General features: G+C 46.3%; 13 protein-coding genes. 6 read left to right on the top strand and 7 right to left on the bottom strand.

The window, feature by feature from the left end:
* Positions 1-7: 7 nt before the first annotated feature.
* The gene (locus OCV77_RS07170) at positions 8-817 is read left to right on the top strand and encodes a hypothetical protein (RefSeq protein WP_262574300.1); all 810 of its coding nucleotides are present in this window, start codon (positions 8-10) and stop codon (positions 815-817) included.
* A gap of 40 nt (positions 818-857) precedes the next feature.
* On the opposite strand, the gene OCV77_RS07165 is transcribed toward OCV77_RS07170, so the two are convergent.
* The gene (locus OCV77_RS07165; protein ID WP_262574299.1) at positions 858-1,382 is read right to left on the bottom strand and encodes a nitroreductase; all 525 of its coding nucleotides are present in this window, start codon (positions 1,380-1,382) and stop codon (positions 858-860) included.
* A 294-nt stretch (positions 1,383-1,676) separates the two neighbouring features.
* Between OCV77_RS07165 and OCV77_RS07160 the strand changes: the two genes are divergently transcribed.
* Positions 1,677-3,047 carry an MATE family efflux transporter gene (locus tag OCV77_RS07160; RefSeq protein ID WP_262574297.1) on the top strand — a complete coding sequence of 457 codons (1,371 nt, stop codon included), beginning with the start codon at positions 1,677-1,679 and terminating at the stop codon, positions 3,045-3,047.
* A gap of 46 nt (positions 3,048-3,093) precedes the next feature.
* Here OCV77_RS07160 and OCV77_RS07155 read toward each other — a convergent pair whose 3' ends face one another.
* Positions 3,094-3,843, bottom strand: a complete 750-nt coding sequence (locus OCV77_RS07155; protein ID WP_262574295.1) for an AraC family transcriptional regulator — start codon at positions 3,841-3,843, stop codon at positions 3,094-3,096.
* Between the two features lie 193 nt (positions 3,844-4,036).
* Here OCV77_RS07155 and OCV77_RS07150 point away from each other — a divergent pair, with 193 nt between their 5' ends.
* Positions 4,037-6,313, top strand: a complete 2,277-nt coding sequence (locus OCV77_RS07150; RefSeq protein WP_262574293.1) for a beta-glucosidase — start codon at positions 4,037-4,039, stop codon at positions 6,311-6,313.
* Position 6,314: 1 nt separating this feature from the next.
* A complete protein-coding gene (locus tag OCV77_RS07145) occupies positions 6,315-7,001 on the top strand; it encodes a YjjG family noncanonical pyrimidine nucleotidase (protein ID WP_262574291.1) in 687 nt (228 codons plus the stop codon).
* Between the two features lie 56 nt (positions 7,002-7,057).
* Here the strand turns inward: OCV77_RS07145 and OCV77_RS07140 are convergent, their stop codons facing one another.
* Entirely contained in the window at positions 7,058-7,993 is a 936-nt protein-coding gene (locus OCV77_RS07140) for an AraC family transcriptional regulator (protein ID WP_262574289.1), read from the bottom strand.
* Between the two features lie 205 nt (positions 7,994-8,198).
* Between OCV77_RS07140 and yicI the strand changes: the two genes are divergently transcribed.
* Both yicI and OCV77_RS07130 read left to right on the top strand, forming a co-directional pair.
* Complete coding sequence (gene yicI / locus OCV77_RS07135; protein ID WP_262574288.1) at positions 8,199-10,541, top strand: alpha-xylosidase; 2,343 nt, start codon at positions 8,199-8,201, stop codon at positions 10,539-10,541.
* Between the two features lie 177 nt (positions 10,542-10,718).
* Positions 10,719-11,528, top strand: coding sequence for an alpha/beta hydrolase (locus OCV77_RS07130; protein WP_118798806.1), 810 nt, complete (start codon positions 10,719-10,721; stop codon positions 11,526-11,528).
* 31 nt (positions 11,529-11,559) lie between these two features.
* Here the strand turns inward: OCV77_RS07130 and OCV77_RS07125 are convergent, their stop codons facing one another.
* The 4 genes from OCV77_RS07125 to OCV77_RS07110 all read right to left on the bottom strand — a co-directional run bounded on the left by OCV77_RS07125 (position 11,560) and on the right by OCV77_RS07110 (position 15,135).
* On the bottom strand, positions 11,560-12,576 hold the full coding sequence (locus tag OCV77_RS07125) for a response regulator (RefSeq protein ID WP_262574287.1): 1,017 nt from the start codon (positions 12,574-12,576) through the stop codon (positions 11,560-11,562).
* Positions 12,563-12,859, bottom strand: a complete 297-nt coding sequence (locus tag OCV77_RS07120) for a transporter substrate-binding domain-containing protein (RefSeq protein WP_416910407.1) — start codon at positions 12,857-12,859, stop codon at positions 12,563-12,565. Before OCV77_RS07120 ends, OCV77_RS07125 begins: the two co-directional genes overlap by 14 nt.
* 226 nt (positions 12,860-13,085) lie before the next feature.
* Positions 13,086-14,453 carry a sensor histidine kinase gene (locus tag OCV77_RS07115; protein WP_262574286.1) on the bottom strand — a complete coding sequence of 456 codons (1,368 nt, stop codon included), beginning with the start codon at positions 14,451-14,453 and terminating at the stop codon, positions 13,086-13,088.
* A 7-nt stretch (positions 14,454-14,460) separates the two neighbouring features.
* The gene (locus OCV77_RS07110) at positions 14,461-15,135 is read right to left on the bottom strand and encodes a response regulator transcription factor (protein ID WP_118798847.1); all 675 of its coding nucleotides are present in this window, start codon (positions 15,133-15,135) and stop codon (positions 14,461-14,463) included.
* Positions 15,136-15,272: the final 137 nt, after the last annotated feature.

Raw genomic sequence — 15,272 nt, 5'->3', positions numbered from 1 at the left:
GAATGGGATGGTAGAACTTTTTGAGCAGGATGAAAGACAGAATAACAGACAGTCTTCCAAGGGAAATCAGTTAAAATGGGAAAACAACGGAATATGGTATAAAGCAGATTATACCGGATATGAGGGGCTTGCAGAATATATGATCTCGCATCTCCTGATGAAATCTTCTCTGCGTCAGGATGAGTTTGTCCTGTATGAGCCTGAACAGGTCAAGTATAAAGCATCAGTTTATTCCGGGGTGATGAGTAATAATTTTCTGAGGGAAGGATGGCAGTTGATTACGCTGGAAAGGCTGTTTAAAACTTTTTTTGGACAGAGTCTTTATCAGTCTGTTTTCAAAATCCCGGAGCCAGAGAAAAGACTGACTTTTTTGGTGGAACAGGTAGAACGGGTCACAAAGCTTCCTGATTTTGGTGCATATATGAATAAGCTGTTTACCATAGATGCTTTTTTCCTGAATGAGGATCGTCACACTCATAATATTGCTATCATGATGAACGGGGATGGGGAGTTTGCCTACAGTCCAATTTTTGACAATGGAGCAGGCCTGCTGGCAGATACATCATTAGATTATCCACTGGGAAAAGATGTAGATCTGCAGATGAAGGAAGTCCGGGCAAAGACGATCAGTTCAGATTTTGATGAGCAGCTTGATCTGGCAGAAAAACTGTATGGGAATCATTTGAAGTTCAATTTTCGTGCGAAAGATGTGAATGATCTGCTTGATAAGATCAGCATATATTCTCCGGAAGAGAAGAACCGGGTAAGGGATATTCTTCTCTCCCAGATGAAGAAATATGCGTATTTGTTTGAGTAAGTACTGTTTTTTTCAAGTTATATCGAGTCGAAAAGTATCATTATTTCACGTAATAGACCCAGTTGTCCTTGCGAGGATGCGTAGCGGGGTACTCTCCGTCAACATAACCGAGGACACAGTGGCCGATTCCTTCGTATTCACCTTCGATGCCGAGATCCTTCAGGATTTCCTGGCCTTCTGCAGATTCAAATTCTTCTTTGGCTCTGTGGATCCAGCAGCTTCCGATATCAAGTGCATGTGCTGCCAGCATCAGATTGCCCATGACAAGGCTGCCATCGTAAACGTGGGTCGGTGCTTCCTTTTTAGCGAGAACAATGAGGACAACGGGAGCACCGTAGAAGAGATCTTTGTCACTTCCCATGATCTTTGCATTCATTCTGGAAAGTCTGTCCCGCATTTCCTTATTTGTAACAGCTATGATAATGGGTGACTGTCTGTTCATACCTGTGGCTGCATAGGTGCCGGCCTTAATGATCTGATCAATGACATCAGAGGGAATCATGTCAGGCTTGAAGCTGCGCACACTTCTTCTTGTTTCCATGAGTGTTAGTAAATCTGTATTCATCGTAAATACCTCCTGTTCAAGTATAACTTTACGTATTTATAGTAGCACTGTGAAAATGGGATGGCAAGAAAAGTTCAGTCTACTCAGTGAAACTTAAATTAAAAAAAAAATTTAGGAAAATCAGACAGCAGATGTCTCTGTTAAAGAATGCCAGATCGATCTGTGGATAGGGAGCTTAAGGCGCAGGGATGAGACTTTGAAACAGGTCAAAGAGTAACAGAAAATTCCGCTTTTTGCAGATTGACGAATCAGGAAAAGGGAACTTATAATGTGGGTGAAAAAGGAGTAACTGACATGAAGACCCACCAGACAGACTTTTCACAGGGAAGTATATATAGAAACATAATGGAGGTTGCAGTACCCATGACCGTGGCACAGCTGCTTAACCTCCTTTATAATATCGTAGACCGAATGTATATTGGAAGGATCCCGGAGGTGGGAACACTGGCGCTGACAGGCGTCGGACTGTGCTTCCCGATCATTACGCTGGTTTCTGCGTTTACGCTGCTTTTTGGTAATGGCGGAGGTCCTCTTTGTGCCATGGAGCGGGGACGGGGAAATGAAGAGGAAGCGGAATACCTTATGGGAAATTCCTTCCTGATGCTTGTACTGACAGGCGCTGTGCTGATGGTGGCAGGGTTGTTGTTTTATAAGCCGGTGCTGTATCTGTTCGGAGCAAGTGATGCGACCTTTGTTTACGCAGGCAGCTATATCAGGATCTATCTGCTCGGCACCCTGTTTGTCATGATCTCTGTAGGAATGAATCCCTTTATCAACAGTCAGGGCTTTGGCAATATCGGTATGTTTTCGGTTCTGATCGGCGCAGTGCTGAATATCGTCCTGGATCCATTGTTTATTTTTGTACTGAAAATGGGCGTACAGGGAGCCGCCATTGCAACGATCCTGTCACAGCTTGCTTCGGTCATCTGGGTGTTGCGGTTTCTGACAGGTAAAAAAGCGGTACTCCGGCTGAAGGCTGACCGGCTGAAGCTATCCGGGAAGCGGGTGCTGCAGATCATGGCACTTGGCGTGTCCGGCTTTATCATGAGCTTTACCAATGGTCTGGTGCAGGTGGCCTGCAATGCGACGCTGCAGACATATGGCGGCGATATTTATGTCGGTGTTATGACAGTATTAAATTCTGTCAGGGATATCTGTACACTGCCGGTGAACGGCATTACCAGCGGGGCATCCCCGGTCATGAGCTTTAATTACGGGGCAAAGGCCTATCATAAGGTAAAGCAGGCGATCTGGTTTGTCACGGGACTCTGTGTAAGCTATACGCTTCTGATCTGGGGAGTCCTCAAACTGTTTCCGGAATTTTTTATCCGTATTTTCAATGATTCCCCGGAGCTGGTGGAAAAGGGTGTTCCGGCACTTCATATTTATTTCTTTGGATTCTGCTTTATGGCATTGCAGTTTACCGGACAGAATGTGTTCGTGGCGCTTGGCAAATCGGGCAAGGCAGTATTCTTTTCTCTGCTCCGGAAAGCCTTTATTGTTGTGCCGCTGACACTGCTTCTTCCTAAAGTTGCCGGGCTGTCAGTGGATGGTGTATTCTGGGCCGAGCCGATCTCCAATCTGATCGGAGGGTGCGCCTGCTTTATCACCATGCTTTGCACGGTACTGCCGGAGCTGAAACGCAGAGAGCAGGAGGGACTGTAAAGGCGGCCGACAGACCATCGTCCCAAAGTGGGGAGGCTGTCTCAGGTTAGTGCTGCTGTCCGATTCCTGCGCGGAAGAAGTGGGTCTGGTAAGCCTTTGGCGTATAGCCGGTTTCTTCCCGGAAGACTCTTGTAAAGTGGCTCTGGGAGCTGAAAGCCAGAAGGGCGGCAATCTCCGCATAAGAATATTCAGAATCGAGAAGCATATTTTTCGCTGTTTCAATGCGCTGCTTGCGGATATATTCCGTCAGGGTCATTCCCATTTCGCGGTGAAAAAGAGTGGAAAGGTAGCCTGGATGGAGCCCTGTTTCCTTAGCAAGCTCCTGCAGGGAGATTGTTTCATTCAGATGGTAGTAGATGTAGTCAATGCACTGCACGACCGGTCTGGAATAAACGGTCTCTTTTTTTGATTTTGCAAGCTGGGTGATAAAAACCTTGACCATTTCCAGTTCCAGTGTCCTCACTGCATCTGTGCTCTGACAGGTATCCATTTCCTGGATAAAAAGATCACTGATATTATAGGCTGTCTCCGGATCCATGCCGCCCTCGATCGCATAACGGGTGGTCAGAGTTACTGCAGAGACAAAGAGATATTTCCGGTTTCGTAATGGATCGTCGGACAAATGACCAACGAGGGGAGAGTCAATGAGCTGCCTGTAGGCGTCAAGAGCTCTGGGATCTCCGGCCTTCATATAGAGATAGGGTCTGATCTCTTCTTCATAACGAAGGTGTCTGAAGTTATTTTCCCGGTTTACAAATTCCAGATATTTCAGTCGTTTCTCATTGATGTTTGCCATAAGAAATGATCCCTCTTTTTTCTATAAATATATATGAAAATCATAACATAAAAATAAAAATTATGATATAAAGAAAAAGTAGGATCCGATATGATGAAACCATGAAAAGCTGTTATGGACGAAAAGAGAATGACAGCAAGTGGTGCAGATAAACAATAAATGAATGGGCTGCAGTGCAGCAGAAAGAGGGACTATGAAAGACTTAAAGAAGCTGATTTCAGAAATGACGCTGGAAGAAAAAGCAGGGATCTGTTCCGGAGCGGATTTCTGGCATACCAAAGCAGTAGAGAGACTGCAGATTCCGGATATGATGATGTCCGATGGACCTCACGGACTGAGAAAGCAGGATCTGGAGGGAGATCATCTTGGTGTAAATGACAGTATCAAGGCTGTCTGCTTTCCGGCAGGCTGTGCCATGGCATCCTCCTTTGACAGGGAGCTTCTTCACCGTGTAGGAGAGACGCTTGGAAAGGAATGTCAGGCAGAAAACGTAGGCGTGATCCTTGGACCTGCAGTGAATATTAAGAGATCCCCGCTCTGCGGACGTAACTTTGAGTATTATTCTGAGGATCCTTACGCAGCAAGTGAAATTGCCACCGCACATATCGAAGGTGTGCAGAGCCAGAATGTGGGAACCTCCATTAAGCATTTCTGCCTGAACAATCAGGAGACAAGAAGAATGTCCATTTCTGCAGAGGTGGATGAAAGAACCATGCATGAGATCTATCTGTCAGCCTTTGAGGGTGCGGTCAAAAATGCAAAGCCCTGGACAGTAATGTGCAGCTACAACAGGATCAACGGTGTATTTGGTTCTGAAAATCAGGAAACCCTGACGGATATCCTCCGCAAAAGATGGGGCTATGAAGGCTTTGTTGTCAGTGACTGGAGTGCTGTCAATGACAGAGTGCCGGGTTTAAAGGCAGGACTTGATCTGGAAATGCCAAGCTCCTTTGGTGAAAATGATGCCCTGATCGTAGAAGCAGTAAAGAAGGGTGAGCTGGACGAGGCAGTTGTAGATCAGGCAGTTGAGAGGATTTTAAATATCGTTTACAGAGCACAGGAAGGCAGAAAGGAAAACGCGGTATTTGACAGGGATGCTGACCATGAGCTGGCAAGAGAGATTGCCGGAGAAACACTGGTGCTTCTGAAAAACGAAGACCATATCCTTCCGCTTAGCAAAGAGCAGAAGCTGGCAGTTATCGGAAAATATGCGAAGAAGCCAAGATTCCAGGGCGGCGGCAGCTCCCATATCAACTGCCATAAGGTGACAGCATTCCTTGACTGCCTGGAAGAGGGAATGGACTATGTTTATGCGCAGGGCTATGATGATGACAGGGATGAGATCAATGAGCAGATGATCACAGAAGCTGTGGAAGCAGCAAAGGATGCAGCTGTGGCAGTGATCTTTGCCGGACTTCCTGATAATTTTGAATCAGAAGGCTATGACAGGAAGCATATGAGAATGCCTGACTGCCAGAATGAGCTGATCCGCCGTGTTACTGAAGTACAGAAGAATGTAATAGTGATCCTGCACAATGGTTCCCCTGTGGAAATGCCCTGGATTTCAGAGGTGAAGGGTGTGATCGAGGCCTATCTTGGCGGACAGGCTGTCGGCGGTGCTGAGTATGATGTACTGTTTGGCAGGATAAATCCCAGTGGTAAGCTGTCAGAGACCTTCCCCTTAAAGCTTTCTGACAATCCCTCCTACCTGAATTTCCCCGGTGGACAGGATACAGTAGAGTATAAGGAAGGAATTTTTGTAGGCTATCGTTATTATGACTTCAAGGAAATGGATGTCCTGTTCCCCTTCGGCTATGGACTGAGCTATACTGATTTTGCTTATTCTAATCTGAAGCTGGATAAGGAAACCATGAAGGACTCTGATACGCTGACCGTCAGTGTAGATGTGACCAACACCGGTAAGATGGCCGGTAAGGAAGTGGTAGAGGTTTATGTAAGAGATCTGGAGAGCAGTGCTGTACGTCCTGTAAGAGAACTGAAGGAATTTGCAAAGGTTGCTTTAGAGCCTGGAGAAACAAAGACGGTAACATTTGCGCTTTCTAAGAGAGCCTTTGCTTATTATGAGCCGAAGGTACATGATTTCTATGTGGAGCCGGGTGATTTCCTGGTCGAGATCGGACGTTCCAGCCGGGATATCGTACTTTCTGAAAAGGTGACTGTAACCGGTACTTATCTGCTGGCAGATCATTATGACGAAAATTCCCTTATAGGTGATGCCATGAGGGATGAAAGAGTCAGCGATATTGTAAAGGCTCTGATGGAGAACGGCTTTATGGACTTTGGCGGCAGCGAGGGTGGCTCTGGTTCAGAGGCAATTTCCAAAGATATGATGGCGGCAATGTTTGAATATACCCCTCTCCGTTCCGGTCTTTCCTTCAGCAATGGCAGACTGAAACGGGCAGATCTTCAGGAAGTATTAAAAAAGATGAATGAGAGAATTAAGAAATAATATGTTACGTAAACTACTGTTTGACCTGGATAATACGCTGCTTGATTTTGATAAGGCGGAAAGGCTTGCACTGACGAAGGCGCTCAGTGCCCTTTCCCTAGAGCCGACAGATTATATGCTGGACCGGTATAATAAGATCAATCTGGCACAGTGGAAGCTGCTGGAAAAGGGAGAGCTTGACCGTGAAGCGGTAAAGAAACGCCGTTTTCTGCTTTTATTCGAAGAATTTGGAATTGACCGGGAGGCAGAGGAAGCGGCCCGCCTGTATGAAGGATTTCTTGGAGAGGGGCATTACTTCATGGACTATGCGGAGGAGCTTCTGCAGAAGCTTTCAGGGGAATATCAGATTTATATTATGACCAATGGAACGGCCCATGTGCAGAAGGGACGGATCGCAAGTGCAGGCATCCGGGACTATGTAGAAGATGTTTTTATTTCTGAGGAGATCGGAGTCAATAAGCCATCGAAGGAATATTTTGACAGATGCTTTGAAAGGATTCCGGATTTTGACAGGAATGAAGCAGTGGTGATAGGGGACAGCCTGACATCAGATATCCTTGGCGGGATCAATGCCGGTGTCAGAACGATCTGGTTCCACAAGGAGGGGGAGGAGAACGGGACAGGGATCATCCCGGATTACGAAATAACAGATTTAAGAGAATTACCGGATCTATTGAAAAAGCTGTAGGATATCCTGCAGCTTTTTCTGTGGTGCGCTTTAGCAGGCTGCCGTGGGAGGCAGGATCAGCCAGAGGTTCCGAAAACAGTATAGGTCCGGTAGTGCCTCGGTGTACAGCCGATCTGTTTCAGGAAGGTTTTGTTATAGTAGCTGATATTGTTAAAGCCGGAGCGCAGGGCGATCTCACCAATGGGAAGATCAGTTTCTGTCAGGAGGCTGCAGCTCTGCATGACCCGATAGTGCATGATGTACTGGAATGGGGTCTGGTTCATGGTTTCCCTGAAGATCCGGCAGAACCGTCCTTCGCTCAGGGCTGCGATATTGGCAAGCTGCGCAAGGGAAATTTCTTCTGAAAAATGTTCCCGGATATAAGAAAGCACAGGAGACAGCCGTTCTCTGTTATGGCGTTCCTGGCGGTTCCCAGAACCGTCTGGCTGTGCCTGTTGGAACAAAAGCTCCCAAAGCAGGTAGATCCGGGACTTCAGAAAGAGCTCTCTTTTGGAAAGAGTGTCATCTTGGCAGCTTTCGATTTCTCTTAATGTAAACAGTAGTTTGGACTGCCAGGAAGCAGCCTTGCAAAGGAGCAGGGTATTCCCTGACAGATGAATTGCTTCCGGGAAAAGAAGATATCCTTCCAGCACAGGATTGATATATTTCCGGGAAAAGTGGCTGTGAGGGTTTTCGTCCAGAAGCTCATAGGAAAAATCCAGTGCGGTGAAGGAGCAGGACTGTGAACAGGCGCTTCTTCCACTGTGGCTGAAGGAGGCATTGATAAAAGCACCTTCTCCTGACTGCAGGATATGGGTTCTGCTTTCTACGGTAAGCTCCAGGCAGCCTCCGGTAACCATAATGAATTCAAACTCTTTGTGCCAGTGCTGGTAAAAGAGAATGTCCGCACCGGCCGGATAGGAAAGTCTGTGCAGGGCAAAGGGAAGATCGGCGGTGGTATGGCTGATTTTTTCTTCATATTGTTGTTTGGAAAGAACGGATCCTGGCTCCATAGGTGGTTCTCCTTTAAAAAAGATTACCTTCATTTTTGCTGTTTTGAACGAAAATGTCAAGATAGTGTTAGAAAAGTAGAAGATAATTAAAGAATCAGCAATAAAATAGTTATATTCTATCATTACAGAGAGACCTCTGAGGGAAGGACGGAATTGCCTGTCAGAGGAAAAGAATCTATTTTTTCAGAAAGGAATGGGTAAAAACATGAAATTCAGTAATGGATGCTGGTTACAAAAGGAAGGATGCAGCTGCTTTGCTCCTGCAGAAGCTTATTTCACAAAGATTGAAGAGAAAAAGGTTACAATCTGTGCTCCAACTACTCATATTGTTACAAGAGGAGATACTCTGGGGGGCGTAAATCTGACACTGGAGATCACATCTCCTGCACCGGAAATTTTAAGAGTCCGGACTTATCATTATAAGGGAGAGGTTGTAGATACACCTTCCTTCGAGCTGGAGCTGAACGAAGCGCTGCCCCTTGACGTTAAGGACAGTGAGGAAGAGATCAGCATTGCAAGCGGTGAGCTTACACTTGTGATCACCAAGAAGAGCTGGTCCATGACTTACTACAGAAATGGTGAGATGATCACCAGAAGTGCAGGACGTGACCTGGCACTGATGAAGACAGATTTCAAGGGACTTGCTTATAATTATACAGACAGCGAAGAAACTTATATGAGACAGATGCTTTCCTTATCTGTCGGAGAGCTTGTATATGGTATGGGTGAGAGATTCACTCCCTTTGTAAAGAACGGACAGAGCGTGGATATCTGGAATGCTGATGGAGGCACCAGCACAGAGCAGTCCTATAAGAATATTCCTTTTTATCTTACAAATAAGGGATATGGCGTACTGGTAAATCATTCTGAAAAGGTATCCTTCGAGGTAGCGACCGAGATGGTGACCAGAACAGAGTTTTCCGTAGAGGGCGGTTATCTGGATTATTTCCTGATCAATGGACCTACCATGAAGGAAGTACTGACCAGATATACAGATCTGACAGGTAAGCCTTCCCTTCCGGCTCCCTGGACGTTCGGACTGTGGCTGTCAACATCCTTTACTACCAATTATGATGAAGCAACAGTTATGAGCTTTATTGATGGTATGCTGGATCGTGGCATTCCGTTACGAACCTTCCACTTTGACTGCTTCTGGATGAAGGAGTTCCACTGGAGCGATTTCGTATGGGACAGCAGAGTATTCCCTGATCCTGCAGGACTGTTAAAGAGAATCAAGGACAAAGGTCTGAATATCTGTGTATGGATCAACAGCTACATTGGCCAGGAATCTGATATCTTCGATGAAGGTATGGAGAAGGGTTATTTCATTAAGAGAACCAATGGCAGAGTATGGCAGTGGGATATGTGGCAGCCGGGTATGGCACTTGTTGACTTCACTAATCCTGACGCTTACAAGTGGTATCAGGATAAGCTGGAAGTACTGCTTGATATGGGTGTTGACTGCTTTAAGACAGACTTTGGTGAGAGAATCCCTACTGAGGATGTTGTTTACTTCGATGGCTCTGACCCGAAGAAGATGCACAACTACTATACCTACCTTTACAATAAATGTGTTTATGAGCTGCTGGAGCGTAAGAGAGGAAAAGGACAGGCTGTTCTCTTCGCACGTTCTGCAACTGTTGGCGGTCAGAAGTTCCCGGTACACTGGGGCGGTGACTGCTGGTCAGATTATGAATCCATGGAAGAAAGCCTTCGTGGCGGCCTGTCTCTGCTGATGAGCGGATTCGGCTTCTGGGCACATGATATCGGAGGATTCGAGAATACCTCTACCGCTGATGTTTACAAGCGCTGGGTAGCATTCGGACTTCTTTCTTCCCACTCAAGACTTCATGGAAGCTCTTCCTACAGAGTACCGTGGGTTTATGATGATGAGGCAGTAGATGTTGTAAGATTCTTCACCAGATTAAAGGCAAGCCTGATGCCTTATCTGTACAAGACAGCGATCGAAACTTCTATAAGCGGTATTCCTACCATGAGAAGTATGGTGCTGGAATTTACAGAGGATAAGACCTGTCATTATGTAGATAAGCAGTATATGCTGGGTGATAACCTGTTAGTAGCGCCAGTCTTTAATGACCAGAGCCTTGCAGAGTATTATCTGCCGAAGGGAACCTGGACAGACTTCTTTACAGGAGAAGAGAAGGAAGGCTGCGGCTGGTTTACAGAGAAGTGTGATTACCTGAGCATTCCGCTTATGGTAAAGGAAAACTCCATTGTAGCAATGGGCGCACATGATGACAAGCCGGATTATGATTATGGTGATGATGCAGAGCTTCGTCTCTATGCACTGAAGGATGGAAAGAGTGCAGAGGCGGCCGTTTATGGCATGGATAAGACAGAGGAGATCGCCATGACAGCAAAGAGAGACGGCAATCAGATCCAGATCGCAGTAAAGAGTGACAAGGTTTACAGGATCAGACTGGTAAATGTGATCGCAATCTCTGTTTCACAGGGTGAAGTAAAGATTGATAAGAAGGACACTGTCATTTCCCTTTCCGGAAATGCAGATCTGACTGTTACTTTCTAAAGGAGTCTGCACAGGCAGGAATGATGAGACAGTGATGCAGAATAAATAAAGAATATGGTTTTTGGGGGAAGCTGCCGCAGGGCAGCTTTTCCTGATTGCCCTGCATATTCAAAAAGAATCCGGATCGTGAATGGAAGATTCATGATCTGACAGGGAATAAAAGAAAAGGAGAATCACATGATACACGAAACAATCGATATGACAGTAGAAGGCAGTATTGGGACTCCCACGCTGACCACTTATATTCTGGACTATGAGGACTGTTATGTTTTCACGGAGCGGCCGCTTGTACTGATCTGCCCGGGCGGCGGTTATGAAAATATATCCGTACGGGAAGGAGAGCCTATTGCCATGCAGTTCAATGCCATGGGATACCATGCGGCGGTTCTGAATTACAGTGTGGCACCGGCGAGATATCCGGCTGCACTTCTGGAGCTGGCAAGCGCCATGGTAACGATCCGTAAGCACGTGAAAGAGTGGCATATTGACCCGAATAAAATTCTGGTGCAGGGATCCTCAGCAGGAGGACATCTGGCAGCCAGTCTTGGCTGCTTCTGGAACAGTGAATTTCTGGTAAATGAAGTGGCTGGCGGGGATGAAAGTCTGTTAAAACCAAACGGTCTGATCCTCAGCTATCCGGTGATCACTTCCGGAGAATTTGCACACAGGGATTCCTTCCGTGCACTTCTTGGAAATAAAGAAGAGACACTTTCAGCGAAAATGTCTCTGGAAAATCAGGTTACCAAAGATACACCACCCACATTTCTGTGGCATACCTTTACGGACGGACTGGTTCCTGTGGAAAACTCTATGTTATTTGCAACTGCACTCTGCAAGGCAAAGGTTCCGGTAGAGTTACATATATTCCCGAAGGGGGCTCATGGTCTTGGACTTGGAAACCGGTTCACCTGCTCCTGTGAGGAGAATCTGCAGCCGGAAACTACGGTATGGATTCAGCTTGCGCAGGCATTTATTGAGCAGCTGTAACCCTTTTTTATACTTAGATTAATATAATATTCTAATTTTTAGGGGCGATGATGGATGCTATCAGTTGATCAGCCTTAAAGGGCTTCGGCAGATGGCTGTCCATCCCGGCCTCTTTACATTTCACAACATCTTCTGCAAAGGCATTGGCCGTCATGGCAACGATCTGTACCTTCCCTGCATCAGGACGGTTCATGTTACGGATCGCCTGTGTTGCTTCATAACCGTTCATCCTGGGCATCATAATGTCCATTAATATCACATCATAGGTACTGGCAGGATGACTTTTAAACATTTTCACTACCTCACAGCCGTCTGCTGCCCTTGTCACATGCATACCTTCATCTTCCAGCAGCATAGTTGCGATTTCAGCATTCAGATCATTGTCTTCTGCCATGAGTACGTGAAGATCAGTTGTTCTTTTCTGGACAGGAGCCGTATACGCTTTCCTTTTTTCAATAGGGTCTGCTAGAGTTAAAGGAAGCTCCACGGTGAAGGTTGTACCTTTGCCCTTAGTGCTTTCTACGGTAATGGTACCGCCCATCAGTTCCACATATCGTTTGGTAATAGCCATGCCAAGGCCGGTATCAGAAATACGGTATCCGAATATGATATTGTCCGGGGCAGTTCCGGGTTTACGGAAGGTTTCAAAAGTAATGCGTCCACCATCATGGGTGAATTTTACGGCATTGCTTATGATATTGATCAGGATCTCACGAAGCCTTACTTCGTCAGCCAACACATAATGGGTTTCCGGTTCATCCCGGTGTACGATAAGTTGCAGATCACGGTTGATAGTAAAGCCGTGGGTGATATCCAGTACAGAGTCTGTAACGGCAGTAATATTGACCGGTTCCGGATCATAGGAGATATTTCCACTCTCGATACGGCTGATGTCCAGTACATCATTGATCAGGGATAGCAGATAGTCAGAGCTCTGTTTAACTTTTTCAAGATAACTTTTTACTTCAGGAGCCGGCTCATTTTTCAGGGTGATATCAGTGAAACCGATAATTGCATTCATCGGGGTACGGATATCAATAGAATTCACTGTAGCCGATACTGGAGATAGCGAGATAGTCATAGTCTGTGGCAAGGTCCGGCGCCACAATGGCATCAACATCACCATCAGCCAGAGAGGACTGATTTTTATTTACATACAGCCAGTAGGTATCTTTTCCCTGAGGATAGGAAGAAAAATTAAAGAGCTCTGCCCGCTCAGGAGTGTAGGAAACGTTACCGAACAGATCGATTTCTCCATTAGCCAGCATGGTATAACATTCTGAAAAAGAAGCATAGACATATTCGTAATTCCAGCCTGTCAGATAAGATATCTTCTGCAGCCTGTGCGGAAAGGGGAACTGCTGCTGTAAGCAAGGGCACTGTAGTCAGTAAAATAGTGGCCATTTTTGCTGCAAGTTGTCTGAATCTGTTCATGATGTAGGTCTACCTCCGGGTGTACTGCTTTCTGCTGTGTGATGGAGTACGTTCTGAAACCGTAAAAAAGCATTGTAACAGCAGATAATATTTTCAATATTATAAAGGAAAACATATGAAATTTCAACAGGGAAGACCTATAAAAAACGTACTCCCGCCGCCATTTGTGTCAGTAACCCAAAGGTGTCCGTGGTGTGCAGTTACGATTTCACAGGCGATCGAAAGCCCAAGACCGAAATGGCCTTTGGTATTCCGGGATTTTTCAGCCCGGTAAAAGCGCTCAAAAATATGTTCTTTGTCAGCATCGGCAATGCCAGGACCGTTATCGGCCACAGAGAAAAGATACTGATGATTTCTGACAGAAAGAGCAAGGTGGATATGTCCGCCTGCCGGAGTATAGCTGATGGCATTCTGAATGAGAATCGAGAGTACCTGCCGGATGCGCATTTCATCGCAGGAATAAGGCGTAAGCGCTTCTTCCGGGAGGGAAACAGACATGGTGATCGATTTTCTGGCGGCAAGCGGCTCAAAAGCTTCGAAGGTATCAAGCAGCAGAGTGTCCAGTTCGGCAGTGCTTCTGGAAAGTACAAGTTGCCCGCTGTCTGAGGCAGACAGGGTGAGCAGGTCATTGACAAGACTTTTCATCAGGGCTGCCTGTTTTTCAATCGTAGCAAGAAAGCCCGCGACTTCATCCGGAGAGGCCTGATGACAGCATTCCAGACTGGAAAGGATCACGGAAAGAGGGGTACGCAGCTCGTGGGAAGCTGCAGCCACAAAGGAAAGCTGCTTTTTCCGGCTCTCTTCAATGGGGGCAAGGAGTTTTCCGGTGAAGAAAAAGGAAAACAGGAAGAGCAAAGCCACGGTGAAGGAGTCGATCAGTAGGAAAAGAAAGCGTTGTTCCCGGATCTGTTTTTCAAGACCGGCCAGAGAAGAAAGGATCATGATCTGAAGCTGTGAGGTGTTCCGCTCCAGCGTGATCAATGTGCAGAAGTAATCATTTTTCCCGGAATCTGTGAAGGAAAAGGTCCGGTGCCATGCCGTATAGGGAGACAGAGAGGATGCCTCTTCCAGAGAAGAATCCTGGGGCAGCGTGCTTTCATAATACGTCCACGCCTCTCCAAAGATGTCAGAAAGAGCAGAAGATGTCTTGCTTTTGGACACAGAAGTATTGCCATCTGATGAAGAAGCAGCCCGGTTTTCTGCAGGAGCCGTATCATGCAGTGTATTATAAAGAAAGGGATGTCCGTTATCCAGCAGATAAAACTGATAGTTTCCCTGGGCCTCCATTTTGGAAAGCCATTCCATGGTGATGACAGACTGCTGCTCCAGATTGATGATGATGGTGTTGCTGTCATTCTGGAAGGAATAAAACTGGTTCCGGTAGAGGTTATTTTCTGAAATACGGAGATACAGAAATGACATGATGATGATCAGCAGGGTGATGATGCCGCTGCAGAGCAGGGTAAGACGGATTCGTACCTTTTGAAACATGGGAACCTCATTTCTCCTTCAGGCAGTAGCCAAAGCCACGCAGGGTTTTAATGGAAAGGCTGCTGCCTACAGTAGTAAGGCGCCTCCTTAAAAAGTGGATATAGTTGTCAAGATTTCCTTCTTCCACATCGCTGTCCGGCCCCCAGACAGTAAGCAGAAGGGAACTCCGGGAAAGGGGTTGTTCCTTTCTGCGGAGGAAGGTTTCCATCAGGGCAGCCTCCCTTCTGGAGAGGGTGCAGCTTCCGGAAGGGCCGGAAAGCCGGTATTCTTCCGGATAAAAGGTAAGATCCAGAAAGGAAATGTTCCGGGTATTTTCCAGTGTCCTTGGCCGCCTTGCCACGCAGTGGATCCTTGCCAGCAGTTCTTCAAAAGCAAAGGGCTTCACCAGATAGTCATCAGCGCCCAGGTTTAATCCGGTCACCTTGTCAGTCAGTGTGCCAAGGGCAGTGATCAGAATGACCGGTGCCAGCACACCCTTTTTGCGAAGCCGGGAAAGGACGGCAGTTCCCTCCATATGAGGAAGCATGCGGTCAAGCAGGATCACATCATAAATATTCTGTTCTCCATAGAAAAGAGCCTCTTCTCCGTCCAGACAGGTGTCTACAGAAAAGCCCTGTGCCTTTAACTGGAAGCACAGAGCACGGTTTAATTCTTCATCGTCTTCAGCAAGTAAAATTCTCATGGATTCTCCCTCATAAAAGTATTCTATTAAAAAGTATACCACAGAAATCTGTAAGCTTTCTTTAAAATTGCCATGCATATGAAAAAAGGATCCGGTGGATCCTTTTTGAATGATCTTAAGATATCTTCAGAAATCTT

The organism is Suilimivivens aceti, assembly GCF_025567405.1.
Taxonomy (GTDB): domain Bacteria; phylum Bacillota; class Clostridia; order Lachnospirales; family Lachnospiraceae; genus Suilimivivens; species Suilimivivens aceti.
Note: the sequence above shows the minus strand (reverse complement) of the source record. Positions and strands in the feature narration are given on the sequence as shown.

What these genes read in the sequence shown, in the direction of transcription:
- OCV77_RS07170 (WP_262574300.1), top strand. Translation starts at nt 8, where the DNA reads ATGGTAGAACTTTTTGAGCAGGATGAAAGACAGAATAACAGACAGTCT.
- OCV77_RS07165 (WP_262574299.1), bottom strand. Translation starts at nt 1,382, where the DNA reads ATGAATACAGATTTACTAACACTCATGGAAACAAGAAGAAGTGTGCGC.
- OCV77_RS07160 (WP_262574297.1), top strand. Translation starts at nt 1,677, where the DNA reads ATGAAGACCCACCAGACAGACTTTTCACAGGGAAGTATATATAGAAAC.
- OCV77_RS07155 (WP_262574295.1), bottom strand. Translation starts at nt 3,843, where the DNA reads ATGGCAAACATCAATGAGAAACGACTGAAATATCTGGAATTTGTAAAC.
- OCV77_RS07150 (WP_262574293.1), top strand. Translation starts at nt 4,037, where the DNA reads ATGAAAGACTTAAAGAAGCTGATTTCAGAAATGACGCTGGAAGAAAAA.
- OCV77_RS07145 (WP_262574291.1), top strand. Translation starts at nt 6,315, where the DNA reads ATGTTACGTAAACTACTGTTTGACCTGGATAATACGCTGCTTGATTTT.
- OCV77_RS07140 (WP_262574289.1), bottom strand. Translation starts at nt 7,993, where the DNA reads ATGGAGCCAGGATCCGTTCTTTCCAAACAACAATATGAAGAAAAAATC.
- yicI (WP_262574288.1), top strand. Translation starts at nt 8,199, where the DNA reads ATGAAATTCAGTAATGGATGCTGGTTACAAAAGGAAGGATGCAGCTGC.
- OCV77_RS07130 (WP_118798806.1), top strand. Translation starts at nt 10,719, where the DNA reads ATGATACACGAAACAATCGATATGACAGTAGAAGGCAGTATTGGGACT.
- OCV77_RS07115 (WP_262574286.1), bottom strand. Translation starts at nt 14,453, where the DNA reads ATGTTTCAAAAGGTACGAATCCGTCTTACCCTGCTCTGCAGCGGCATC.
- OCV77_RS07110 (WP_118798847.1), bottom strand. Translation starts at nt 15,135, where the DNA reads ATGAGAATTTTACTTGCTGAAGACGATGAAGAATTAAACCGTGCTCTG.